Source organism: Thalassospira sp., assembly GCF_030690045.1.
In the GTDB taxonomy this organism is placed as follows: domain Bacteria; phylum Pseudomonadota; class Alphaproteobacteria; order Rhodospirillales; family Thalassospiraceae; genus Thalassospira.
This window is the reverse complement of the sequence record NZ_JAUYHK010000016.1, coordinates 88,094-113,909: the sequence shown is the minus strand read 5'-3', so window position 1 is coordinate 113,909 and position 25,816 is coordinate 88,094. Positions and strand designations below refer to the sequence as shown.

The following is a 25,816-nucleotide window of genomic DNA, read 5'->3' as shown; positions in this document are numbered from 1 at the left end:
AAAATGCCGGTTACAGCAGAATGTTGAGATAGGAGCCACGCCGGGCGGTATGGTCGATCTGGTCGCTGTCGATCAGATTGCGCAGGCGGGCAAGCTGGGCGCGAATATCGAAATCCGCACTGGGCATTTCAGAACTGGCGCTGACACGCGACCGCACCGCGCCCCCGGCCCGACCGCGTTCGGTGCGGGCCTGTTGTTCGGACACCGGTCCGGTTTGTGACGTGCGGCCAATATTGTTCAGTGCCATGTGTGGCCTGGTCCCCATCCCCATCTGATAATGCGGGATTGATTATAACAGCCAGCCGGGTATTTGTCAGGGCCATAACAAAAAGGGGCGGTCAGCGACCACCCCGAAAGTTGCAGGAGGGAAAATCAGACGGAAAGATTGACGCGCGTGCCGCGCGGGCCGGACGTTTCAAGCGGCTGATGTTCGGTAACAATCGATGCAACCGTGCGCATCAGGCCTTCTGCCTTTTTCATCGAGGCACCGGCCGCACTGAGCGGCATCCCTTCGCGGTTGGTCGGGGTGATGCGGTCTGTCAGGGCCTGTTGGGCGGCGTTCAGGTCAATCGTGCTCATCTCGTCACCATGCCATTTGTCTGGGCCGTTATCTGGCGGGTATATCTGAACCCGGAAAACAATCATACCATACAATAAAGCACCCTGTCAGGAAGTGACAATCGTCACAAGTGGCCTGACATGTGGGTGATCAGACCGGGGTGCGTCTTTCGGCTTTCTGGATCAGGGCCTGCTGGATGGCTTTTTGCAGTTGCGCCGGGCGGAAAGGTTTTTTGACAAAAACATACTGCCCCAGCAGATTTTCAAGTTCCTTGCGCGTGCGGGCCGGATAACCCGACATAAAAACCACCGACAGAGACGGATATTGCCGCAGGGCTTCGATTGCCAGTTGCGGGCCGCTTAAGCCCGGCATCACAACATCACTTAGCAGGACGTCGATTTTGTCGTCTTCGCCACATGCGGCCAGAATTGCAAGGGCTTCTTCCGAACTTTTGGCGGTAAGGGCCGTAAAACCGGCATCTTCGAGAATGATGCTGGCGGTTGTCCGCAGGGCGGCTTCATCATCAATAATCAAGATGCGTTCACCCTTGCCGGGATGGAAAGGGGCGTTGTCCCTGATCGGGGATGCCACGGCCCCTTCCTGACAGCGCGGCAGGTAAATTGAAAAAGTGGTGCCTTCGCCCTCGATGCTGGCGACATCAATGATGCCACCGGCTTCTTCGACCCAGCTGTGAACAATCGACAGGCCAAGGCCGGTGCCCTTGCCCGGTTCCTTGGTTGAAAAGAAGGGTTCAAAGATATTGTCGATAATATCGGGTGAAATGCCGGTGCCGGTATCCTGCACACTGATCACGACATAATCGCCGGGCGGGCAGGCCGGATAGACCATGTCCTCGTCCTGGGGGCGGATGTCTTCGGCGGGGACGGTTTCTGGATAACAGGAAATTTGCAAATTGCCACCCGCAGGCATCGCGTCACGGGCATTGATCGCCAGATTGAGAATACAGGCCGATAATTGTGTTGGATCGACACGGGTAAACAAGGGCGGTTCATTGGCCCAGATTTTCAGTTCGATGCGGTGTTCGAGCATGGTGACAAGCAGTTTTTCCATCTCGAAAATGGTGGCATCGACCTGAACAATGGTCGGTTGATCAATACGGCGGCGCGAAAACATCAACAGCTGATCGGCGACACTGGTTGCACGTTCGCCCAGCGAAATCACATGATCCAGATATTCGCCGACCCGTTCGGGTTCATGGATGCGGGCGCGGGCGACTTCGGCAAAGCTGAGAATACCGGCCAGGCAATTATTGAATTCATGTGCGACCCCGCCCGCCATCTGGCCAACGGCTTCGAGTTTTTGCGAGGTGGCAAGCTGCCGCTGAAGGGTCTGCTGTTCTTCGGCGGCCTTGTATTGGTCGGTGGTGTCGCTGCCGGTGCCGCGATATCCCTTGAAAACGCCATCAATGTCAAAGACCGGTACACCGTTGATCCGGCCATGACATTGCACGCCGTCGTGATCGGTCCATGAAAAGGTGAAATTCTGAAAGGCCTGATGTTCCGCCAGCCGGGCCATCAGGGCATCCCAGCTTTCATCGCCGCTGGCGATCAGGCCAAGATTCCCGAAATTCTGGCCTTGCGGGGTGCCGTGCAGTTCTTCGATCAGTTTGTAAAATTTGTGCGAGGCAAAGGTAATGCGGAAATCGGGGCCCATTTCCCAATACCAGTCGGCCGATGACAGGGTAAAGTCGCGGAAGCGTTCCTCGCTGTCGCGCAAGGCTTCCTGGGCGACCTGATGTTGTTCGGTCCGGCGTTCAAGGCTTTCGGCCATCGCATTCAGGCCGCGTTCCAGTGCGCCGATTTCATCATTCCCCGCCGGTTTGAGGCGCGCATCCAGCCTGCCGAACTGAATGTCGCTGACAAACCGGGCGGCGGTGGTCAGGCGGTGCAGGACGGCATATTGCACGAACCAAAAGATCAGCCCCGATGTCAGAACCAGACACAGGATCGACCCGATCAGCAGCACCGATTGCATCTGTGCCTGACTGGCTTCGAGGCCCAGTGTCGAGACCCTGAGATAGACAAACATAAAGGGTTGATTGGCATTCAGGCTGAACAAAGGGGTGACGCTGACAATGTCGCGGCCAGTGGCATCTTCCACTGTGAACAGATGGGGTTCGATAATGGCCGGACCAAACCAGTGCCCCGGAATATCCGGGCTTTGCGCGATATTGTTGCCGATCTGGTTGGGGTCCATCGCATGATAGATGGTGCCGTCAAAGCCAACCACCATGGCCTGCCGCAAATGCGGGCCCAGCAGGCGTTTCATCTGTCCGGCATCGCTGATGACGGAAAGTTTAAGCTGTTCATCCTGAATCAGGCGACCGGGCGCACTGATCTGTTCTGAGGTCCGCCGGTCAATTTCGGCCCCGAAATACTGGATATAATAGCCGCCGAACAATCCAAGAAAAATGGTTTCGACAATGACAATTGCGACGCCAATCTTGAACGCCAGACTGCGAAACAGCCGGTCGAACAGTTTCTTCACGTTACCCTCTGCCCTGATGACTCGCCAGCCTGTCCGGGGACGGGCCGCGTTTGTCGCTTTTATTCAAGGTAATACTGGCTTGGATTGGTGGGGGCTGGTGTAACAAAGCTCCACGCTGCCGGTATGACCTTGGGCACATTCCTGAAATTCCTTGCCACAATCCCCTTGCGGTTCGGTGGCAACGCGATTCCCATAACGTAAAACTGATCTACGCTAATGTCGAGTATTGCGCGCATAAGTTCATTTTGTTCGGTGCTGTTCGCGGTGCGTTTGAGGCGATCATACAGGGCAAGCTGTTCCTGAACTTGGGCCGGGGGGATGATGGCATCCAGACTTTCGGGGGACAGATACCATTTTGCCCAGCCCGGTGCGAACCAGGAATCCACAGACACGGGCAGATAATTGATCGGGATCAGCATGCCATCAAGCCCGCCATCGCCGCCCCATGCGGTGGCGTCATGGGCGTTTTTTTCGCGCAACTGATAAAAACCATCACGCGACAGATCGCGGGCGGTTACATCCAGACCGATATCGCGCCAGTAATCGACGACAACGGCCAGCATGTCATAGCGGCTTGATCCGACGGTATCGATATGAAATGAAATCCGCCTTCCTTGCGCATCGACATAAAACCCGGCCGAATCCTTGTCGGTTAGTCCGGCGCGTGCCAGGGCATCCATCGCCAGACCGGGATCATAGGCCAGATATTGGCGGGCCAGAATGGTGTGATAAAGCGGGCTTTCGGGGCGTGGGGCGGCCTGATGGGGCAAGGCACCGGGGATGAAACGGTCAATGATGGCATTGCGGTCAATGGCATGTGACAGGGCGATCCGGAAATCCTTGTCGCCAAACAGGGTGCGCAATTCCGGATTTTGGTGATTGAGGTTCAGCGACAATGTCAGTTTGTTCATGTCGCTTTCAATCAGGGTGAAAGACGACAAGCCGGGATTTCGCGACAGAATTTCATCGGCAAAGTCGCTGACATGGCGGTCTTGCATATTGACGCCATTGGTGATGGCAATCCGCACGGCTTCGGCCCGGTCGGGCACCAGTTTGAAGGAAACCTGATCAATATAGGGCAATTGCCGCCCGGCCGGATCGATTTTCCAGTAATAGGGATTGCGTGTGGCAATCAGCGGATCATCCTTGCCGTAAACGCCGGTCAGTTGCCATGCGTTCAGGGTGGGGACAGCAGGGTTTTGCCACCGTGTCGGATGATCAATATTGCCGGGTTGCCCGAAAACCGCGACAAACCGTTCCTGCCAGTTGGCAAAGCCAAGTTCGCGGGAATCTTCATCGGCATTCGGATTATATTCCGGCAGCAGTTTTTTCAGAAAATGTGCCGGATAGGAAACCGGTTCGACCCCTTCGGGGCGGGCAAGAATCATCGGGAAAAGGCCATAGGGATCCGAAAAGCGGAACCGCACCGTTTGGTCGTCGATTTTATCGATTTCGACCAGATTGTCGCCGGTTGTCAGCCAGTCCGGGACAACCGGGCTTAAATCCGGGTTTTTCAGAATGTCTTCGTACCAGAAAACAATATCGTCGGCCCCAAACGGCATGCCGTCGGACCACCGCATGCCGGGGCGCAACCGGAACGTAAATTCGGTGGCATCTTCATTGGTTTGATAGGACATCGCCACATTGGGCATGGTGTCGGTCCATTGCGGCGTCCAGCGCAGCAAGGGTTCGTAACCGATGGTCCGGATCAAAAGGGCATGGTCGCGATCGGCGCGTTGGGCCATATGCCAGGTGCCGCCATAGGTGCCCAGTTTTTCGACCGGTGTCAGAATCATCGGGGTGCGGGGCAGCCGTTCTGCCGCAGGGGGCAGGGTGCCGTTTTCAACCTGTCGGGCAAGGGCCGGGGATTCGCCAAATTCGGCGGTCCGGGCGATATTCACATTGGAAAATACCGCGGCCAGGCCGACCAGAACACAACAGGATTGGATGAAAAACCGACGCACTTTTTACTGACCCCCAAGGTTGGCATTAACAATACCATCAAACGGTATCGGCACAACTATTCCAAAGGGGTGGTTTTTGGAATGGGCGTTGCAAGGAAAAATTCTGAAGGCATGAAATTGCCCTTGTTGTCGATAAAATCCGGACAATCTGAAATATTTTCAGCACTATACCCATCGATCAAAGATCGTTTTTGAAAGAGGATGTCGGGGGCAGGTGGGCAATGATCGATTTTAATCGTCTGATTATTATGCAGTTTTCTGAATATGACGCCGATTATCCGGCGAAGAAAGCAAAATATCTCGATCTGCTGGCCCCGTTTGAGGAAAAACTGATTGCGATCCAGCAGACAGGCAACAGCATGGCGGCATCGGATCAGAACATGATCGAATGCAAATGGCTGATTCTTTATACTGCCGACTGGCTTGCTGTGGAAAAGAGGCTTGATCTTCTGCGCGAGTCGCTGGGTCATCCCGATCAGGCATGGGCCGAACAACAGGTTGCCGCCGATGGATCGTGGGGGCCTTGTTATGATCAATGGTTCCTGAAGGTCGATGCGATGATTGATGCCGTCAATACGCTGGCAGATCAAAATATCGCGCCCTGCTATCCCCTGACTTTTCTGGCACCGATTGGCACCATTCCCGATATGCTGGCATGGCTGGAAGATCACAAGACATCGCAGATTTATCAGGATGGACTGGACCGGCGCGATGCCCTGGGTGCCGTCACGGCGGCCTTGTCGCAAATGTGCTTTAAAAGCGAAATCCGGGATTATTTCCGCAAATATGTCACCGGTTTTGATTTGGGCGATGATTATATCGCGGCCTATAAATCATGGCTGGAGGCTTGGCAAAATACCGAAACCGGTTATTGGGGCGGCTGGTTTGCCACACAGGAGGGGCCGGTTCTGCAAAGCCCGGATCTGAGCCTGACCTTTCATAATATTTCCTATCAGCATGGCAAGGTTGCCCAATGGCCCGCCATTTTTGCCACGACGATTTTGATCCGGGATCAGGCTTATCCGTTTGGCTGGCAACACAATGGCGATTTCAATAATCACAACAATTACGATGTGACCAAGATATTCGCCCTGGGCTGGGATCAGGTGACGGATGATTTGCAGGCACAGGCCCGCGATGACCTTGACCTTGTGCTGAACTGGTGTCTGACATGCTCGATGACCGCAGATGGTGGTTTTGTCGATGATCCGACTTTTTATAATTCGGTTGGCGCGGCTTATTATTACGGTGTCTCGTTTCTGGACGAGGCCGGATATTTTGAAACATCAAAACGGTTCTGGACCGATCAGGATTTCCCCGATGGTCCGGCCCTGTGCTGTAAAATCCAGGCAAATATGAAACAGAACCATCTTGATGATGACGAGGCCAAGGCGGCGATGGAAAAGCTGGTTGCGGCATGTGGTGATTGCGGGGCATAGGATCACATATCTGGCAAGGCAGGCGATTTCCCTTGCTCTTTCCGGTCTTCGGGGGTGACAATATTATCTTGTGCCCCTGTCAGACGGAATCCGGACCATGCCGCATCCCCGCGGTGAAAAACCCAAACCGCCTTTTCCGCGTTATGTGCCGGGTAGTCATCCGGGGACGGCGGAAATATCCGATGGCGGACAGGATGGTATCAGTCTGGCACAGGTTGAAGGACGTATTGACCGGCGCACTGCCACAATGGCGGCCAAACTTGTCGATGCCGCCCCCGAAGAAGCCTTGCGGGTGATCAGAAACTGGCTGCATCAGGATTGATCCTGTTGCCGGCCTGCCTGAAAACACCGCAGCCGTAACGAGGATCCGCCATGAGCCGCCGCACTGATATTGATATTGCCGCCCTGCGCCATCAGCTTGAAGAACGGCGCGACACGCTGTTGAAATTGTCCAACGGGTCAAAAGACATGCGCAAACCCGTCGAACTGGACCAGCAGGCGGTTGGGCGGCTGTCGCGGGTCGATGCCCTTCAGGATCAGGAAATGCATCTGGAACAGGAACGCCGCCGTCATGTCGAACTGGCGCGGATCGAACAAACCCTGTTGCGGATGGAGAATGACGGTTACGGTTATTGCCATAATTGCGGCGAGGCAATTGAAAAGAAACGGCTGGAATTTGACCCGGCAACGCCGTTATGTGTCGATTGCGCCGGGCATGTTTCGCATGGGACTGTCTGAGACGGCTGGATGTCGTTCTTTATGCACAGGAACAGCTATTTGCAGCGAAACGATCTGATTTTCGGTATTGCGCTGGTGTTGGCATGGCTGATGATGTCGGGGTCGGTGATGGCCCAGACGCACATCTGCCGGTTTGGTGAGAAGCCGCCGGTGTCCCTGTCTTTTGTCAACAAGGACCCGCAACTGGACCGGTCGCGTTCGGTGCGCTGGCTTAATCAACGCAGTAACCGCAACAGCCGCTGGATCGTTTCGGGGTTGACGGAATATGAATTGCGGGCGGCGTTCGATATGAAAATCGAACCGGTGGCGGCGGGGAACGGGCTGTATTGTTTGTGGCCCGCCCGGGTTTTGCCCCGGGTCGAGGTCGTCAAACATCTGGTCTATGTCGCCAGCGAACTGGTGCGGGGTACTTGCGAGTATGATGTTGTGTATGCCCATGAGGCCCAGCATGTCGCGATCAACCAACGCATCGAAGACGAGATCAACAAGGCGATGCAGGGGTTGGTGGAAACCATCACCCAAGATTTTGCCGCGATGACCGCCCTTCCGGCATCAATGGTGCAAAACCGGTCGCAACAATTGTTGGCGCGGTATGGGCGGGATTTTCAAAATCTGATTACGCAGGTTGACCGGGCGCGCACCCGCGATCATGCAGCGATTGATACGTCTGCCGAATATGGCCGGATCGCCAGCCAGTGTGGCCCGGATTCAGCCTTTACCACCACCTTGCAGGATGCCATGCGGCGGTAAGGGCCAAAGGTTCAGGCGGCTTCGTCATATATTCCCGCCACCGATTGCAGGGCTTTGCTATCCAGACTGAAATGGCTGCGTGTCAGGGCGGTAACAACCCCGCGTCGGCGAAAGTCGGCGATGATGCGGCTGGCGGTTTCGGTGGTGATGCCCAGCATCGCCCCGATATCCTCGCGCCCCGGCAAAAGGCAGGTGCCGGTTTTGTCATCCCGCAGAAACAGACACAATCGGGCCACCCGTTCGCGGGCCGAACCGGTGGACATTTGTGTCAGCCACTGATCGGAATCAAGGACGGCCTGATGCCAGCGTTGCAAAAGCTGTTGATGCAAATGCGGGCTTTCGCGATCCAGTCTTTCGACCACGGCCACCGGAATCCGGCATAGATGGCTATCCTGTACGGCCTCGGCATAATGGGAAAACTGATCGCTGCACAGGGCCTCAAGGCCGATGGTGCCGCCGGGACGCACAAGGCGGACCACACGTTGCGACCCATCCGACAGATAATGTGTCAGTTTGACCAGACCATGACGCAAGGTATACAGGCTGAGGGCGCGGTCACCTGCGTTATACAGCATCGCGCCCGCATCAATTGAAATATCATCAACGGGCAAATGCACATGTTTGAAATCGTCATCGGTCAGATCGGAAAACAGGGCCATCTGACGGACCCCACATTGCTGGCATCGAACAAGATTGTGACCGTTGGAAAGCGGGATATCCTGGGACACACGTACCCCCTTTTCAGGAAAGTCGTTTGTTTAAAACCGGCGGTTGCCAGAATTATATAATTACTCCAGACACAACTTCAATCTATCGTAATTACATATAAATTCAACCATTACCGGATTTGAAACTGTCTTATCCTGCGGCGGTGTTATCGAGTGTGACCAGACCTTTTTCAATGGCGTAACGCACCAGCCCGGCTGAACTGTCGATGCCCAGTTTGCGTTTGATGTTGCGGCGGTGGGTTTCGACGGTACGGACACTGATATCAAGTTCGCGGGCGACATGCTTGTTGCTAGCCCCCTGTGCCAGAAGGCGCAAGACGGTGCGTTCCCGCGATGTCAGCGGCATGTTGTCGTCCGGTGTTGCCCTGGTGTCGCTCATGGTTTCAAGGCCGGGGCTGTAAACTTCGCCGCCGCTGGCGATGGCCTCGATGGCGCGAACCATGTCGTTTGACGATACGTCTTTAAGAATGAAACCACGCGCACCTGCCTGACGGGCGGTGCGCAGATATTCGGGGTTTTCATGCATGCTCAGGATCACTACCTTGATTTCAGGCAGGGTTTCGCGGAATTTTTCCGTGGCTTCGATCCCGTTCATCACCGGCATTGAAATATCCATCAACACGATGTCGGGGCGTAAATCCCGCGCCTGTGTCAGGGCTTCCTGACCGTTACCGGCTTCGCCGACAATTGAAACATGATCATAACTTTCAAGGCGCGAGCGGACCCCGTCCATGACCAGCGCGTGGTCGTCACACAGCAGGATGCGAATCGGGCGGGCTTTGGAATAGGGGATTGCGGCACGGTTCATTGTCAAAAACCTGATCTGATACGGTTGTTAAAGAATGTCGGGGGCGACAAGTGTATTTGGGCGGCGTATTTCCGGATCGGCGGGGATGCGGGCGGTGATGGTGGTGCCATCATTGGGTTCGGAATTGACCGTCAATCCGCCGCCATGAAATTCCATGCGTTCGCGCATATTGCGCAATCCGATCCCGGCGCGTGGATCGCGATTGCGGATAAAGCGGTTGGTTTCAAAGCCAATCCCGTTATCGGCAATCGTCATGACCACATCCCCGCCGGTCCGGGCAATCTGGATCATGACATGGGTTGCATCGGCATGGCGTTCGATATTGGTCAGGGTTTCCTGCAAGACACGATACAACGTGGTTTTCCTTTCGATATCGAGCACAGCATCCACATTGTCGGATTTGACGACAATCTGCATGCCCGATCTGTCCTGCAATTCCTGACACATGCTTTCGATGGCGGGTTTCAGGCCCAGATCATCAAGGACGGCCGGGCGCAAATCCCGTGAAATCCGACGGACTTCATGAATGGCGTCATGAAGACGCCGGGCGGCTTTTTCCATCGGGCCGGTGGCGTCCGATTTCCCCTGTGCCACCCGGTCGATGGCCAGTTCGACCGAATATTTGGCCGACACCAGAATCTGGCTGATACCGTCATGCAATTCGCGCGACACCCGCAGACGTTCCTGTTCCTGCACATCGACAACCCGGTGGGTCAGTTCTTTCAGCTTGGCATCGGCCAGTTTGCGTTCGGACAGGGTGACAACCGTTCCGGAAATCCCGACCAGCAACACCGCCAGAATGGTCACACCGATGATTGAAATGGTGGTTTCGCGGATATGGGCGGAAACCTCGGTTTCGATTTCCTGAACCTGTTCGGCAATATCGTCGATATAAATACCGGTGCCGATCATCCAGTCCCATTTATCAAGCATCAGCGAATAGCCGATTTTCTCGGCAGGCAGGCCGGTTGACGGTTTTTCCCAGATGAAACGGTGAAAATCACCGCCGTTTTCGGCATTGAAAATCAGGGCCTGAATCACCGAATTGCCGTTGATATCGCGCAAATTCCAGTATGTCCGGCCAAGACGCCAGGGTTGTGGCGGATCGACAAGGGCGGTGCCGTCGCGGTCATAGATAAAGAAATAGCCATCCTCGCCATAGGACAGATCATTAATGATCGCCTTGACCCGTTCCTTGGACACCGCATCGCGCGAACTGGCGACCGAATAAATATGGTCGATCGATGCCATCGCCAGTTCAAGATAGCTTTTCAGTTCGTTTTTGCGGGCCTCGACGATGTTGCGTTCAAAGGTCCTGATTTCGGCCTCGGCAAGGCGTTCGGCCTGGGCAAAGACCAGCCACGAAATGGCACTGGCGGCCAGCACGAGGGGCAGGATCGATAACAACAGAAATTTTAACCGCAAATTTAATTTGGGCATGGCCGCAACGTCTTTTTGTTCCCGGAAAATCCGTGGCAGGGGGATGAATATGCCGCCGACAATACCACATTTGTAACAATTGTCTGCGTCTGATCGCCGGGAAGAAATATCGTTATATTCCGCATCGTGAAAAGAGGCTGGTGGTCAATTCGCACAATTGGTAATACCAATTTCAAATATCTCTTTTGACAGAGGCCCGCTATTGCGCATATACCAAAAGCGTCGCCTGCCCACCAGGCGCCAGGAACAAGGGACCGGATTTGCGGGTTTGCCGCAATTGTCGGTTCGTCATCGTCGCACAAGGTACGGCGTTTCCGGGTTTCCGCACCGGATCGCATTTCAGGATCGTATCGCGACGTTTATCTTGGCTTCCGGCAGGGGTGAACAGGGCCGCTTCTGCCGCAAATATCTGGTAGGAGTCGGTCAGAAATGACACGTCCAGCACCCAAACGTATTCGCAAATTACTGATCGCCAATCGTGGCGAAATCGCCATTCGTGTCATGCGGGCAGCCAATGAACTTGGCATTCGCACTGTTGCCATTTTTTCCGATGAAGACCGTTTTGCCCTGCACCGGTTCAAGGCCGATGAATCATACGGGGTGGGCAAGGGAAACAAGCCGATCCGGGCCTATCTGGATATCGAAAATATCCTGCGCGTTGCCCGCGATGCCGGGGCCGACGCCATTCACCCCGGTTATGGATTTTTGTCGGAAAACCCCGATTTCGCCGATGCCTGTGCCGAGGCGGGCATATTGTTTGTCGGGCCGGATTCCGATGTGATGCGCCTGTTGGGCAACAAGGTCAGTGCGCGCAATCTGGCCGAAACGGCTGGTGTGCCGGTCATGCCGGCATCGGCCGCCTTACCCGATGACATGGACGAAGTCGCCCGCATCGCAGGCGAGGTTGGCTATCCGTTGATGCTTAAGGCCAGCTGGGGCGGGGGTGGTCGCGGCATGCGCGTCATCGAAGGGCCCAAGGACCTTGCCAAACATGTTTTGGCCGCCAAACGCGAAGCGGCGGCCGCCTTTGGCAATGATGAAGTTTATTTTGAAAAACTGATCCGCCGTGCGCGCCATGTCGAGGTCCAGTTGCTGGGCGATACGCATGGGACGCTGGTGCATATGTTTGAACGCGATTGTTCGGTGCAGCGTCGCAATCAAAAGGTCGTGGAACGCGCCCCGGCCCCCTATCTGGATGAAGACCAGCGCACCGAACTGTGCCAGGCGGCCCTGCGTCTGGGCAAGGCGGCGCATTATGTCAATGCCGGGACGGTTGAGTTTCTGATGGATGTCGATACATCCAAATTCTATTTTATCGAGGTCAATCCGCGCATTCAGGTTGAACATACGGTGACGGAATGCGTGACGGGCCTTGATCTGGTCAAGGCGCAGATTCTGATTACGCAGGGCGGGCGCATCGGTTTTCCGTCGGAAACCGGCATTCCGGTGCAGGACAAAATCAAACTGCGCGATCATGCCCTGCAATGCCGGATTACCACCGAAGACCCCGAAAACAGCTTTGTCCCCGATTACGGACGAATCAAGGTTTATCGCGGGGCCAACGGGTTTGGCATTCGTCTGGATGGCGGCACGGCCTATTCCGGGGCGGTGATCACGCCGTTTTATGACAGCATGCTGGAAAAAGTCACCGCATGGGGCAGTACCCCGCGCGAGGCGGTGGACCGCATGGATCGGGCCTTGCGCGAATTTCGCATTCGCGGGGTGGCGACCAATCTGGCCTTTCTGGAAAATCTGATCAATCACCCGAAATTCCGGGCCGGGGAATATACCACCCGCTTTATCGATGAAACGCCGGAACTGTTCAAATTTGCCCGCCGCCGGGACCGGGCAACCCGGTTGTTACGGTTCATTGGCGAAGTCAGCGTCAATGGCAATCCCGAGGTCGAAGGTCGCGCCGAACCAGCCGATTTCCACCCGCCGGTGATGCCAAAATCGATTGATCTCAAGGAAATCCGACCCGGCACCAAACAAAAACTGGATCAATTGGGGCCGGAAGGTTTTTCGCGCTGGATGAAGGATCAGACGCGCGTTCTGATTACCGACACCACGATGCGCGATGCCCATCAATCCCTGATCGCGACGCGGATGCGCACAGCCGATATGCTGGAAATTGCGCCCTATTATGCACATGGCCTGCCCGATCTGTTTTCGATGGAATGCTGGGGCGGGGCGACATTCGATGTTGCCATGCGGTTCCTGAAGGAAGACCCGTGGGATCGTCTGGTCAAATTGCGCGAACGGATGCCCAATATCCTGACGCAGATGTTGCTGCGGGCGTCGAATGCGGTCGGTTACACCAATTATCCCGACAATGCGGTGGATTATTTCGTCAAACAGGCTGCCGAACATGGCATGGATGTTTTCCGGGTTTTCGATTCCCTGAACTGGGTCGAAAACATGAAGGTCGCGATGGAATCGGTCCTGAAAACCGGCAAGCTGTGCGAAGCCGCAATTTGTTATACCGGCGATATTTTCGATGAAAGCCGCCCGAAATATAACCTTGATTATTACGTCAATATGGCCCGCGAACTTGAAGCATCGGGTGCGCATATTCTGGGCCTGAAAGACATGGCCGGGTTGTTGCGCCCGGCGGCGGCCACTGTATTGATCAAGGCATTGAAGGATACGGTCAATATCCCGATCCATTTCCACACCCACGATACCAGCGGCATTTCGGCGGCATCGGTTTTTGCGGCGATTGATGCCGGTGTCGATGCGGTCGATGCGGCGATTGATTCAATGTCGGGCCTGACATCCCAGCCCAATCTGGGGTCGATTGCCCTGGCCTATCGCGGGCAGGAACGCGACCCCGGCCTTGATGAGGCGGCCCTGCATGAAATTTCGACCTATTGGGAGCAGGTGCGCCGATACTATACCGGTTTTGAAAGCGATATCCGCAGCGGCACGTCGGATGTCTATGTCCATGAAATGCCGGGCGGGCAATATACCAATCTGCGCCAGCAGGCCCGTGCGTTGGGGATCGAGGAACGCTGGCCCGAAGTGTCCAAGGCCTATGCCAGTGTCAACAAGATGTTTGGCGATGTCGTCAAGGTCACACCCAGTTCCAAGGTGGTTGGCGATATGGCCCTGATGATGGTGACATCGGGCCTGACGGATGCCGATGTTCTGGACCCGAAAAAGGACATTGCCTTTCCCGACAGTGTGATTTCATTTTTTCGCGGTGAAATCGGCCAGCCGGTCGGCGGGTTTCCGCCCGCCCTGCAACGCAAGGTCCTGAAGGGGGGCGAAGCCCTGACGGACCGGCCTGGCAAAAGCATGAAACCGGTTGATTTTGCCGCCACCCGTGCCGAGGTGGAAAAGAAAACCCATCGCAATATCAGCGATGCCGAACTGGCATCCTATGTGATGTATCCGAAAGTCTTTCTCGAATATGCCGATCATCGCAGCCACAATGCCGATGTGTCGATCCTGCCAACGCCGGTGTTTTTCTATGGCATGACGCAGGGGCAGGAAATTTCGGTGGATATCGAAAAGGGCAAGACGCTGGTGATCCGGTATCTTGCCACATCCGAAGGCGGCGATGACGAAGGCCAGCGCACGGTGTTTTTTGAACTGAACGGACAGCCGCGCACGGTCAAGGTTGCCGACAAGACGCTGGCGGTATCGGGCAAGGCTCGGCCCAAGGCCGAGGACGGCAACAAATTGCATATTGCGGCCCCGATGCCCGGTCTTGTCGTCGAGGTCCATGTGGCCGAGGGACAAAAGATCAAGGCGGGGGATGTCATGTGTTCGCTGGAAGCCATGAAAATGGAAACAGCGGTTCATGCAGAAAAAGACGGGGTGGTGGCCAAAATTCACGCCCCGGCGGGAACCCAGGTTGACAGCAAGGATTTGTTGATCGAATTAACGGAGTAACACCACCATGCTTGGGATGCCTGAGCCAGACCCGTCGGTTCTTGCCCGTCGCGGGGACATTATCGCCACCATGCGCGATATCCTGCCTGCGCCCGGTGCGGTGATTACCGATGCGGACTCGCTCAGGCCCTATGAATGCGACGGCCTGATGGCCTATCGGCAATTGCCGATGATTGTGGTGCTGCCCGAAACGGTGCAACAGGTCGCCGCCATTCTGAAATATTGCCATGACACTAAAATCCGCGTCGTTCCGCGCGGGGCGGGCACCGGTCTTTCGGGCGGGGCCTTGCCGATGGCCGATGCGATTACCATCAGCATGATGAAATTCAACCGCGTTCTGGAAATCGACTGGGACAACCGGGCGATTACGGTGCAGCCCGGTGTCACCAATCTGGGCATTACGCGGGCGGTGGAACATCGCGGTTTTTATTATGCGCCCGATCCGTCCAGCCAGATCGCCTGTTCGATTGGCGGCAATATTGCCGAAAATTCCGGCGGGGTGCATTGCCTGAAATATGGCCTGACCACCAATAATGTTCTGGGTCTGGAAATGGTGACGATCACCGGCGAGATTTTGCGCCTTGGCGGCAAGGCACTGGATGCGTCGGGATATGATTTGCTGGGGATCATTACCGGGTCCGAAGGATTGCTGGGCATTGTGACCGAAGTTACCGTGCGGATTTTGCGCAAACCCGAAACGGCACGCGCCATGTTGCTGGGATTCAATTCCAGCGAGGCGGGCGGCAATTGCGTGGCGCAAATCATTGCCGAAGGGATCATTCCCGGCGGGCTTGAAATGATGGATGCCCCGGCGATCCGTGCGACCGAGGATTTTGTCCATGCCGGATATCCGCTGGATGTCGAGGCGTTGTTGCTGGTCGAACTGGACGGGCCCAAGGTCGAGGTCGATTACCTGATTGATCGGGTGGGTGGCATTGCCGACGGGTGTGGTGCGGTTTATGCGCGGATTTCCGAAACCGAAGAAGAACGGTTGTTGTTCTGGTCGGGCCGCAAAAATGCCTTTCCGGCGATTGGCCGGATTTCGCCGGATTATATGTGTATGGACGGCACCATTCCGCGCGGCCGTCTGGCCGAAGTCCTGACCGGGATGCAGGTTTTGTCGCAACGGTATGGATTGCGGGTTGCCAATGTTTTTCATGCCGGGGATGGCAATTTGCATCCGTTGATCATGTTTGATGCCAACCAGCCCGGTGAACTGGAACGGGCCGAGGAATTCGGGGCCGATATATTGCGGTTATGTGTTGCCGTGGGCGGGTGTTTGTCCGGCGAACATGGCATTGGTGTTGAAAAACGCGACCTGATGCCGGAAATGTTTACCGAAGATGACATGAAACATCAGGAACGCCTGAAACTGGCCTTTGACGAAGACCAGTTGTTGAATCCCGGCAAGGTTTTCCCGGTTTTGCATGGCTGTGGCGAACTGAAAACCCTGCATGCCCGTTCTGTTGCCGACAAGTTTCCCGATATCCCGCGTTTTTAAACCGGCACCGACCCAAAAAAATAACGACCTTGCACCGGCTTTCCCGCAAGCAATCCCGGTGACGAGAGTCAGGAGAGGAAAGAGAGAGAACCGACATGGCGGAAACCATAACCCCGACCAGCCCGGCACAATTGCGCGATGCAATTGTCTGGGCGCAGGAAACGCAAACGCCGCTTGAGATCATCGGACAGGGCAGCAAACGCATCTATGGCCATGCGGTGGCGGCGGAGCATGTTTTGAATCTGTCAAAATTGTCGGGCATTCTGTTTTATGAACCAGGCGAACTGGTGCTGTCGGCCCGTGCGGGAACGCCATTATCCGACATTCATGCCGCCCTTGCCGAAAAGAAACAGCAATTTCATTTTGAACCGGTCGATTTTCCGGTGGTTCTGGACGGGGCGGCAGCGCCGTTGTCCGGCACACTGGGCGGGCTGGTTGCCTGTAATCTGGCCGGGCCGCGCCGGTTGAAGGTCGGGGCGGCGCGGGACCATGTTTTGGGGTTCGAGGCGGTCAGTGGCCGGGGCGAGGATTTCAAATCCGGCGGGCGGGTGATGAAAAACGTTACCGGGTTTGATCTGTCGAAATTGATGGCCGGGTCATTCGGGACGCTGGGCGTGATGCACAGCATCACGATCAAAATCATGCCGTGCGATGAAAAAACCCGCACGGTTTTAGTGGGATGTGATGACCCTGTTTTGGCCGGATCGGCGATGACCGCCGCCCTGACCAGTGAAAACGAAGTGTCGGCGGCGGCATGGGTGCCTGCATCGCACGCGGCGAAAACCGGCGGGGGCGACAGGGTTGCGGCAATGGGCGGCGGTGTGGTTGCCGTCCGGGTCGAGGGACCGGGGCCATCGGTAGCATGGCGGTGTGATGCGTTGCGCAAATTGCTGTCATCCTTTGGCCCGACGGAGGCCTTGCACAGCACCAACAGCCTTGCCCTGTGGCGCGATATTGCCAATGTCGGACCCTTTGCCGGGCGGGATGATATTTTGTGGCGCTTGTCCGTGCCGCCTGCATCGGGTGGGAATGTCGCCCGCCAGATTTGCGATCAGACGGGTGCGGAGGTGATGCTGGATTGGGGCGGCGGGTTGATCTGGGCGCAATTGCCGGGGGATGATGCGGCACAGGCCGACATTGTGCGCCAGATTGCCGTTGGGGCAGGCGGGCAGGCAACATTGATCCGCGCCAGCGCGACATTACGCGCGGCCATCCCGGTTTTTCATCCGCAAGACCCGGCGATTGCCGCCCTGAACGAACGCATTCGGGAAAATTTTGATCCGCGCCATGTCCTCAATCCCGGTCGTCTTGATCCGGCAAGGGGGGCGTGACATGCAAACAAACTTTACCGACCGGCAATTGACCGACCCGGCCATCGCGCAATCGGAAAAAATCCTGCGAAATTGCGTTCATTGCGGATTTTGTACGGCAACATGCCCGACTTTTGTGACGCTGGGGGATGAACTGGACAGTCCGCGGGGCCGAATTTACCTGATCAAGGACATGCTGGAAAATGACAAACCGGCAACTGAAAAGGTGGTGCGCCATCTGGATCGATGCCTGTCTTGCCTGTCTTGCATGACGACCTGCCCGTCGGGGGTGGATTACATGCATCTGATTGACCATGCGCGCAGCCATATCGAACAAACCTATGACAGGCCATTTGGGGATCGCTGGTTACGGGCGATTCTGGCGTGGGTGGTGCCGCGTCCGGCGATATTCCGGCTGGCCCTGATCGGGGCGTCTGTGGCGGCGCCGTTGGCGCGGTGGATGCCGGGGCGGTTAAAGGGCATGATGGCGATGGGCGCACGCGGCGCACAACCGCCCAGTTGGGTGGATCAGCCGCAAGTGATTCCGGCCCGGGGCGTGCGCAAGGGGCGGGTGGCGATCCTGACCGGCTGTGCGCAACAGGTGCTTGATACCGCGATTAACGAGGCGACGGTGCGTTTGCTGACCCGGATCGGGATCGAGGTGGTGGTGGCCAAAGGGGCCGGGTGTTGCGGGTCGTTGGTGCATCATATGGGCCGCGAAGACCAATCGCATCAACAGGCGATTGCCAATGTCGTTGCGTGGTCAGGTCATTTGAAGGATCAGGGTGGCGAGGGGCTGGATGCGATTGTCATTACCGCATCGGGATGTGGCACCACGATCAAGGATTATGGCCATATGTTGCGCCATGATGCGCAGTGGGCCAAACCGGCCGCCCGCATTTCCGCCCTTGCCAAAGACATTACCGAATATCTGGCGGAACTGGATTTTGATTTGCCGGTGACGGCGCAGGATGTGCCGCCCTTGCGGGTGGCGTATCATTCCGCCTGTTCGATGCAACATGGTCAGAAAATCACCAGACAGCCCCGCGATTTATTGAAACGCGCCGGGTTCGAGGTGCTGGAAATTGCCGAGGGGCATCTGTGTTGCGGATCAGCCGGGGTTTACAACATATTGCAACCCGATATTGCCACCCGCCTGCGCGACCGCAAACAGGCCAATATCCGCCAGACGCAGCCCGATATTGTCGCGACCGGCAATATCGGCTGTATGGTGCAACTGGATTGCGATGATTTAAAAGTAGTTCATAGCGTGCAATTGCTGGACTGGGCGACCGGCGGGCCGGTTCCTGACAAGTTGCGGCATCTGGTTCCGCCCTTTTGACGGGTGGGATAATGCGGGCGGGGTTATTTTTGCAGCAGATTGCGGGCGATGCTTTCGGCGACCGGGGTATCGTCATTTTCATCGGAAAATTCGGCGGTTTTATCCCGGATCCAGGCGGCAACCTGTTCTTCGTCAATGTCGATCTTGCGGGCGACGGCGGCGATGATGGCCTCAAGTGCCAGCGTGTGTGATGCGACATTGTTCACCGCGACATGCAGGTCATCAATATGTTTGGCGGCGGCCTGGGACATATCCCCCAGTTCGTGCGAGAGTTTTTGCACCAGTTCGTGAACTTCCTGAATTGCGATTGTCGTCATTTTTGTCTCCTGCACGATGAAGGGGGATCCCTGTTGCCCACAGACTCCCTGTTCTGGTGCGGTTTGTAAAGGGGGCGCGGGGCAAAACCGGTATCGTGTCTGCCCGGTTTTTTACAGGATTGTCACACAAGGCCGTTGGCGGGCCGTGCCGGAAACGGAAATCCGGGATGAAATCCAAGTGTGACGGGAAATGAAAATGTCATTCAATCCATTGAAATATAAAATAAAAACATATGATTTTTACGATACGGATGCGTTGTCACATAACCTTAACAAATCCGACACAATACCGTAAGCACCAGACGCTAGAGTCCGCCTCGCAGATCGTTGCACCGTTCCATCGTGGAACAATCAATGGGGAAATTACCATGAAAAAGACTCTTGCTGTTGCTGCGCTTCTCAGCGTTGCCGTTGTAGGCGCTGCTCAGGCGCGCGACCAGATCCGTATCGTCGGTTCATCCACCGTGTTCCCGTTTTCGACCGCAGTCGCAGAAGAATTCGGCAAAACCACTTCTTTCAAGACCCCGGTCATTGAATCCACCGGTTCTGGCGGCGGTATCAAACTGTTTTGCGCCGGCGTTGGTGAAAACCAGCCCGACATCACCAATGCATCGCGCCGCATCAAAAAATCCGAAGTCGAAACCTGTGCCAAAAACGGCATTGCCGAAGTCACCGAAGTCAAAATCGGTTTTGACGGTATCGTTCTTGCCAATTCCAAAAGCACCGACACCTTCAAGCTGACCAAAGAACAGATTTTCCTGGCTGTTGCCAAAACCGTTCCGTCGCAGGATGGCAAGTCGCTGATCGACAATCCGTACAAGAAGTGGAGCGAAATCGACGCCAGCCTTCCGGATATCGCTATCGAAGTTCTCGGCCCGCCCCCGACGTCCGGCACCCGCGACGCCTTTGTTGAACTGGTGATGGAAGAAGCCTGTGACTCGTTTGACGCGATCAAGGCGATCAAGGACAACAAAGACCAGCACGGCGCAGCTTGCAAAGGTGTTCGTGAAGACGGTGCCTTTATCGAAGCCGGTGAAAACGACAATCTGATCGTTCAGAAGCTTGAAGCCAACCCGGCTGCATTGGGTATCTTTGGCTTCTCGTTCCTTGATCAGAATGGCGACAAGCTGCATGGTTCGATCATTGACGGTGTTGCACCGACCTTTGAAGCCATTGCCGATGCTTCCTATCCGGTATCGCGTTCGATGTATTTCTACGTCAAGAACGCCCATGTCGGCACCATTCCGGGCATCATGGAATATGTTTCCGAATTTACCTCGGAAAAAGCATGGGGCGACGAAGGTTACCTTGCTGACCGTGGCCTGATCCCGATGCCGACTGCGGAACGCGAAGCCGTTCGCAATGCCGCAATGAACATGTCCCCGCTGAGCATGTAACGCGATCTTTCAACCGGTGGCAGCTTTGGTTGCCACCGGTTTCTTTGTATTTTTGCTTTGGTTGATTTATTCTTCGATCCGTCCTAAAGGCCTCCTGACAATTTAACCGGTGCCCAAGGCAAGTGGATTAGACACAATGTCCCTGACGTTTTTGTTGCTCGCGATTGCGCTGTTATGCGCACTTTCATTTTTCTTTGGACGTCAAAGGGCTGTCGGTCTTTCTGGCGGCCGGTACAGCAACCTGCATTCGTTGCCAGTGCATTACGGTGTTTATACAGCACTGTGGTGCGGCCTGCCGGCGCTGTTTATTGTCATGGTCTGGTACGGGTTTCAGGGCACCATTATTCAGGCTCTGATCGTTGCCGATTTGCCCGATTCCCTGACGTCTGATCCGGGGCAGCTTTCGCTGGCGCTGAACAGTATCGGGCTTTTGTCCGAGGGGCGGGGCGCGCATCTGGCCGGGGCGGCACCGGAACTGATTGATGCTGGGCGGCGTCTGGCCAACCTCAAAAGCATTGCCAGTGGCGCGCTGGTGGTGGTGATGGTTTGCGGGGCTCTTTTGGGGCTGATTTTTTCCTATCGCAAAATCACCAAAGACATGCGGGCGCGCAATAATGTCGAACGCATTGCCCGTGGTCTGATGATGATCTGTTCGGCGATTGCCATTCTTTCGACGGTTGGCATTGTCTTTTCGTTGATGTTTGAATCGCTCCAGTTCTTTACCAAGATCAGTCCGCTGGACTTCCTGTTTGGTCTGGAATGGAGCCCGCAAACCGCCATTCGCGCCGATCAGGTGGCGTCCGAAGGCGCGTTTGGCATGATCCCGCTGTTTGTCGGGACTTTGCTGATCACGTTTATTGCCATGTGTGTGGCGGTGCCGGTCGGGTTGTTTTCGGCAATTTATATGGGCGAATATGCCTCGCCGAAATTCCGGGCGGTGGCCAAACCGGCGCTGGAAATTCTGGCCGGTGTTCCGACCGTGGTTTACGGGTTTTTTGCCGCCCTGACGGTGGCCCCTTTTATCCGCAATCAGGGATCGTTGCTGGGCCTTGATGTCAGTTCCGAAAGCGCGCTGGCCGCGGGCCTTGTGATGGGGTTGATGATCATTCCGTTTGTCTCGTCGCTGTCGGATGACGTGATGTCGCAGGTGCCGCAATCGCTGCGCGACGGGTCATACGGGTTGGGCGCGACCAAATCGGAAACGATCCGCAATGTGATTTTTCCTGCGGCCTTGCCGGGGATTGTCGGTGCGGTGTTGCTGGCGGTATCGCGTGCGGTGGGTGAAACCATGATCGTGGTGATGGCCGCCGGTCTTGCCGCCAATATGACGGCCAATCCCTTGCAGGCCGTAACAACGGTAACGGTGCAGATTGTGACCTTGCTGGTCGGCGATCAGGAATTTGACAGTGCAAAAACCCTGTCGGCCTTTGCGCTGGGTCTGGTTCTTTTCCTTGTGACTTTGGGGCTGAATGTCTTTGCCCTGAAGATCGTCAAAAAGTATCGCGAGAAATATGACTGATATGGCATCGCTGATGGAAGACAGAGCAAAACCGGGAACACCCAAGGATCCGCGCAAGCCGGTCAATTGGGACAGCCCGGATATTGCACGGCGCATCAAAAAGCGTTATGGCGCGGATCGCCGGTTTAAAATGTATGGTCTGGTTGCCATTCTGATGGCACTGGCCGCCTTGCTGACATTGGGTACATCGATTGTGTCCAAGGGGTATACGGCGTTCTTCCATACCTATGTTGAACTTGAAATTTTCTTTGACCCGGCTGAAATCGACCCGGATCGCACCAATGATCCGGCGGTGATTGGTCGCGCCAATTTTGACGGCCTGATCAAGCAAAACCTGCGCAATCATTTCCCCGATGTGACGGGCCGGTCCGAGTTGCGCCAGCTTTATGACGTCATTTCGGGCGGGGCGTCCTATGATTTGCGCACCCGTGTCATGGAAAACCCGTCGCTGATTGGCGAAACCCGCAAGGTCTGGCTGATTTCCGGCGATGATTTCGACATGCTCAACAAGGGTTTCATTGATGCCGGGGGCGAAGAAGCATCGCGCCGTCTGAGCGATGCCCAGGTTGGCTGGTTCCAAAGACTGGTGGCGGACGGGGCGGTTGAAAAACAGTTCCACAAACGGTTTTTCACCGGGGGCGATTCCCGTGAACCGGAACTGGCCGGGATTTGGGGGGCGGCTGTCGGGTCGTTCTATACCCTGATCATTACCTTGCTGTTGTCCTTTCCGATCGGGGTGGCGGCGGCGGTTTATCTTGAAGAATTTGCTCCGCGCAACCGGTTTACCTATCTGGTCGAGGTCAATATCAACAATCTGGCTGCGGTGCCGTCGATTGTTTTTGGTCTTCTCGGGCTTGAGGTTTACCTCAATCTGATGCATTTGCCGCGTTCAGCCCCGCTGGTTGGCGGTTTGACGCTGGCGCTGATGACGTTGCCGACCATTATCATTGCCTCGCGTGCGGCGATCAAGGCGGTGCCGCCTTCGATCCGGCAGGCGGCCCTGGGTCTGGGAGCATCCAAGGTGCAAACCGTGACCCATCATGTCCTGCCGCTGGCAATGCCCGGTATCCTGACGGGCACGATCATTGGTATGGCGCAGGCACTGGGTGAAACCGCCCCGCTTTTGATGATCGGGATGGTGGCCTTTATTGTCGATGTCCCGGGCGGTGTGACCGATCCGGCGACGGTTCTGCCGGTGCAGATTTATCTGTGGGCCGACAGCCCGGAACGCGCCTTTGTCGAAAAAACCTCGGCGGCGATTATGGTCTTGCTGGGCTTTTTGATCCTGATGAACGGTTTTGCCGTGTATCTGCGCAAGAAATTTGAACGGAAGTGGTAAAATGGCTGTTGTAACTGCACGTGCAATGACGGACGGAACCTCTGCTCAGGCTCCGAAAATGGCGGTTCGGAAACTCGACCTGTTTTATGGCGAGTCCCAGGCGCTGTATGAAGTTGATCTTGATATCGCCGAAAAACAGGTGACCGCCCTGATCGGGCCGTCCGGTTGTGGCAAATCGACCTTTTTGCGGTGCCTGAACCGGATGAACGACACCATTGATGGCGTGACCATCAAGGGCAATGTGACGCTGGATGATCGCGATATTTACGACAAGGCGATTGACGTGGTGCAGTTGCGCGCCCGGATCGGCATGGTGTTTCAGAAACCCAATCCGTTTCCGAAATCGATCTATGACAATGTTGCCTATGGCCCGCGTATTCACGGGCTGGTCAATTCGCGCGACGAACTGGACGAAGTTGTGATGACCTCGCTGGAAAAGGCCGGGCTGATCAAGGAAGTCAAGGACCGCATGGCTGAACCGGCCACCGGTTTGTCGGGCGGTCAGCAACAGCGCCTGTGCATTGCGCGCGCCGTTGCCGTCAGCCCCGAAGTCATCCTGATGGATGAACCCTGTTCGGCGCTTGACCCGATTGCAACCGCCAAGGTCGAGGAACTGATTGATGAATTGCGGTCGAATTATACCATCGTGATCGTGACCCATTCGATGCAGCAGGCCGCCCGTGTGTCGCAACGCACGGCGTTTTTCCATCTTGGCAAGCTGGTCGAGGTCGGGGACACCGATCAGATTTTCACAAATCCCAAGGATGAGCGGACCAAGGGATACATCACCGGTCGCTTTGGCTGACAGGCCATATGGGAGAAAATGCGATGAAAGAAGAAACACATATCGTTTCGTCCTTTGACGAAGAACTGACCCGGCTTAACAACATCATTTCGCAGATGGGCGGGCTTGCCGAAAGCCAGCTGATTTCGGCGATCCGGGCGGTGGTGAAACGCGATTCCGAACTGGCCGAAAAGGTCATTGTTTCGGATTTGCGTCTGGATAATCTCGAACAGGAAGTTCAGGATTTCGTCGTGCGGTTTCTGGCCTTGCGCCAACCGATGGCCGATGATTTGCGTCAGGTGGTGACGGCCCTTAAACTGTCGAATGATCTGGAACGCATCGGCGATCTGGCGAAAAACATCGCCAAACGGTCGCAGGTTCTGAACCAGGTGCCGCCGATCCGTCCGGTACAGGCCATTCCGAATATGGCGAAACTGGCACAGGAAATCATCAAGGACGTTCTGGACGCCTATATCGAAGGTGACGCAGAAAAAGCCCAGCGTGTCTGGGCGCGCGATCAGGAAGTCGATGAGATGTACAATTCGCTGTTTCGCGAATTGCTGACTTATATGATGGAAGACCCGCGCAATATCACGGCATCGACCCATCTGTTGTTTATCGCCAAAAACATCGAACGCATTGGCGACCATGCCACCAATATCGCCGAAACGATCTATTACCGGATCAAGGGCGAAGATTTGCCGGTGGATGGCCGCCCCAAAAACGACGCCGCGAATTTCGCGGTGATCGAGCCGAGTGACGGAGCATAAGAAGATGGATCCAACGATTCTGATCGTTGAGGATGAAGCAGCGATTGTGACCATGCTGCGCTATAACCTTGAACGCGAAGGCATGCAGGTGGTCGAGGCCGGTGATGGTGACGAAGCCCTGAAAATCATGGCCGAAACCCATGTCGATCTGGTGTTGCTTGACTGGATGTTGCCGGTGATGTCGGGGATCGAAGTTTGTCGCCAAATCCGCCGCAAACCCGAAAGCCGCGATTTGCCGGTGATTATGGTAACGGCACGCGGCGAAGAAGGTGACCGTATTCGCGGCCTTGATACCGGGGCCGATGATTATGTGACCAAGCCGTTTGCGATTGGCGAGTTGCTGGCGCGTATCCGGGCGCTGTTGCGCAGGTCCGGTCCGGTGCAGGCGCAGGGTCTTTTGGGGTATGCCGATATTGAAATGGATCTGGCGGCCCACCGTGTGAGCCGCAATGGCAAAACCGTGCATCTGGGGCCGACCGAATTTCGTTTGTTGCGGTATTTTCTGGAACATCCGGGCCGGGTGTTTTCCCGCGAACAATTGCTCAATGCCGTTTGGGGGCCGAATATTTATGTCGAAACCCGCACGGTGGATGTCCATATCCGCCGCCTGCGCAAGGCCCTGAACGATATCAAGGGCACGCGCGACGTGATCCGCACCGTCCGCGCAGCGGGTTATGCGCTGGACGAAGAAGCGGCCTGATTGATT

22 protein-coding genes are annotated in these 25,816 nt (G+C 55.8%); 14 read left to right on the top strand and 8 right to left on the bottom strand.

Features of this window, described 5'->3' with window-relative positions:
* Window positions 1–10 precede the first annotated feature (10 nt).
* From Q8O73_RS12185 to Q8O73_RS12170, 4 genes are all read right to left on the bottom strand, one after another.
* Window positions 11–247 (bottom strand): hypothetical protein, encoded by a 237-nt coding sequence (locus Q8O73_RS12185; protein WP_305558437.1) that lies wholly within the window; start codon window positions 245–247, stop codon window positions 11–13.
* A gap of 125 nt (window positions 248–372) precedes the next feature.
* Window positions 373–579 (bottom strand): hypothetical protein, encoded by a 207-nt coding sequence (locus tag Q8O73_RS12180; protein ID WP_305558436.1) that lies wholly within the window; start codon window positions 577–579, stop codon window positions 373–375.
* Window positions 580–709: 130 nt separating this feature from the next.
* A complete protein-coding gene (locus Q8O73_RS12175; protein WP_305558435.1) occupies window positions 710–3,067 on the bottom strand; it encodes an ATP-binding protein in 2,358 nt (785 codons plus the stop codon).
* Window positions 3,068–3,126: 59 nt separating this feature from the next.
* Window positions 3,127–5,031, bottom strand: a complete 1,905-nt coding sequence (locus tag Q8O73_RS12170) for an ABC transporter substrate-binding protein (protein ID WP_305558434.1) — start codon at window positions 5,029–5,031, stop codon at window positions 3,127–3,129.
* 221 nt (window positions 5,032–5,252) lie between these two features.
* Between Q8O73_RS12170 and Q8O73_RS12165 the strand changes: the two genes are divergently transcribed.
* From Q8O73_RS12165 to Q8O73_RS12150, 4 genes are all read left to right on the top strand, one after another.
* On the top strand, window positions 5,253–6,470 hold the full coding sequence (locus tag Q8O73_RS12165) for a hypothetical protein (RefSeq protein ID WP_305558433.1): 1,218 nt from the start codon (window positions 5,253–5,255) through the stop codon (window positions 6,468–6,470).
* 97 nt (window positions 6,471–6,567) lie between these two features.
* Complete coding sequence (locus Q8O73_RS12160) at window positions 6,568–6,792, top strand: hypothetical protein (protein WP_305558432.1); 225 nt, start codon at window positions 6,568–6,570, stop codon at window positions 6,790–6,792.
* A gap of 50 nt (window positions 6,793–6,842) precedes the next feature.
* Window positions 6,843–7,208 carry a TraR/DksA family transcriptional regulator gene (locus tag Q8O73_RS12155; protein ID WP_305558431.1) on the top strand — a complete coding sequence of 122 codons (366 nt, stop codon included), beginning with the start codon at window positions 6,843–6,845 and terminating at the stop codon, window positions 7,206–7,208.
* A gap of 39 nt (window positions 7,209–7,247) precedes the next feature.
* The gene (locus Q8O73_RS12150) at window positions 7,248–7,958 is read left to right on the top strand and encodes a hypothetical protein (RefSeq protein ID WP_305558430.1); all 711 of its coding nucleotides are present in this window, start codon (window positions 7,248–7,250) and stop codon (window positions 7,956–7,958) included.
* 11 nt (window positions 7,959–7,969) lie between these two features.
* Here the strand turns inward: Q8O73_RS12150 and Q8O73_RS12145 are convergent, their stop codons facing one another.
* The 3 genes from Q8O73_RS12145 to Q8O73_RS12135 form a co-directional block, all read right to left on the bottom strand.
* The gene (locus Q8O73_RS12145; protein ID WP_305558429.1) at window positions 7,970–8,617 is read right to left on the bottom strand and encodes a Crp/Fnr family transcriptional regulator; all 648 of its coding nucleotides are present in this window, start codon (window positions 8,615–8,617) and stop codon (window positions 7,970–7,972) included.
* 199 nt (window positions 8,618–8,816) lie between these two features.
* Window positions 8,817–9,494: a response regulator transcription factor gene (locus Q8O73_RS12140; RefSeq protein WP_305558428.1), complete on the bottom strand. Its 678-nt coding sequence runs from the start codon at window positions 9,492–9,494 to the stop codon at window positions 8,817–8,819.
* Window positions 9,495–9,521: 27 nt separating this feature from the next.
* Window positions 9,522–10,934 carry a cache domain-containing protein gene (locus Q8O73_RS12135; protein WP_305558427.1) on the bottom strand — a complete coding sequence of 471 codons (1,413 nt, stop codon included), beginning with the start codon at window positions 10,932–10,934 and terminating at the stop codon, window positions 9,522–9,524.
* Window positions 10,935–11,363: 429 nt separating this feature from the next.
* Between Q8O73_RS12135 and Q8O73_RS12130 the strand changes: the two genes are divergently transcribed.
* The 4 genes from Q8O73_RS12130 to glcF all read left to right on the top strand — a co-directional run bounded on the left by Q8O73_RS12130 (window position 11,364) and on the right by glcF (window position 18,984).
* Window positions 11,364–14,831: a pyruvate carboxylase gene (locus Q8O73_RS12130; protein WP_305558426.1), complete on the top strand. Its 3,468-nt coding sequence runs from the start codon at window positions 11,364–11,366 to the stop codon at window positions 14,829–14,831.
* A gap of 16 nt (window positions 14,832–14,847) precedes the next feature.
* Window positions 14,848–16,332 (top strand): FAD-linked oxidase C-terminal domain-containing protein, encoded by a 1,485-nt coding sequence (locus Q8O73_RS12125; protein ID WP_305558983.1) that lies wholly within the window; start codon window positions 14,848–14,850, stop codon window positions 16,330–16,332.
* Between the two features lie 95 nt (window positions 16,333–16,427).
* The gene (locus tag Q8O73_RS12120) at window positions 16,428–17,663 is read left to right on the top strand and encodes an FAD-binding protein (protein ID WP_305558425.1); all 1,236 of its coding nucleotides are present in this window, start codon (window positions 16,428–16,430) and stop codon (window positions 17,661–17,663) included.
* A 1-nt stretch (window position 17,664) separates the two neighbouring features.
* Window positions 17,665–18,984: a glycolate oxidase subunit GlcF gene (glcF, locus tag Q8O73_RS12115; protein WP_305558424.1), complete on the top strand. Its 1,320-nt coding sequence runs from the start codon at window positions 17,665–17,667 to the stop codon at window positions 18,982–18,984.
* A 23-nt stretch (window positions 18,985–19,007) separates the two neighbouring features.
* Here the strand turns inward: glcF and Q8O73_RS12110 are convergent, their stop codons facing one another.
* Window positions 19,008–19,301, bottom strand: coding sequence for a hypothetical protein (locus tag Q8O73_RS12110; protein ID WP_305558423.1), 294 nt, complete (start codon window positions 19,299–19,301; stop codon window positions 19,008–19,010).
* A gap of 368 nt (window positions 19,302–19,669) precedes the next feature.
* Between Q8O73_RS12110 and Q8O73_RS12105 the strand changes: the two genes are divergently transcribed.
* From Q8O73_RS12105 to phoB, 6 genes are all read left to right on the top strand, one after another.
* Window positions 19,670–20,698 carry a PstS family phosphate ABC transporter substrate-binding protein gene (locus tag Q8O73_RS12105; RefSeq protein ID WP_305558422.1) on the top strand — a complete coding sequence of 343 codons (1,029 nt, stop codon included), beginning with the start codon at window positions 19,670–19,672 and terminating at the stop codon, window positions 20,696–20,698.
* A gap of 136 nt (window positions 20,699–20,834) precedes the next feature.
* Window positions 20,835–22,217, top strand: coding sequence for a phosphate ABC transporter permease subunit PstC (gene pstC, locus Q8O73_RS12100; protein WP_305558421.1), 1,383 nt, complete (start codon window positions 20,835–20,837; stop codon window positions 22,215–22,217).
* Complete coding sequence (gene pstA / locus Q8O73_RS12095) at window positions 22,210–23,556, top strand: phosphate ABC transporter permease PstA (protein WP_305558420.1); 1,347 nt, start codon at window positions 22,210–22,212, stop codon at window positions 23,554–23,556. Before pstC ends, pstA begins: the two co-directional genes overlap by 8 nt.
* A gap of 1 nt (window position 23,557) precedes the next feature.
* On the top strand, window positions 23,558–24,361 hold the full coding sequence (gene pstB, locus Q8O73_RS12090; RefSeq protein WP_305558419.1) for a phosphate ABC transporter ATP-binding protein PstB: 804 nt from the start codon (window positions 23,558–23,560) through the stop codon (window positions 24,359–24,361).
* A 23-nt stretch (window positions 24,362–24,384) separates the two neighbouring features.
* Window positions 24,385–25,110: a phosphate signaling complex protein PhoU gene (phoU, locus tag Q8O73_RS12085; RefSeq protein WP_305558418.1), complete on the top strand. Its 726-nt coding sequence runs from the start codon at window positions 24,385–24,387 to the stop codon at window positions 25,108–25,110.
* 4 nt (window positions 25,111–25,114) lie between these two features.
* Entirely contained in the window at window positions 25,115–25,810 is a 696-nt protein-coding gene (gene phoB, locus Q8O73_RS12080; protein ID WP_305558417.1) for a phosphate regulon transcriptional regulator PhoB, read from the top strand.
* Window positions 25,811–25,816 lie beyond the last annotated feature (6 nt).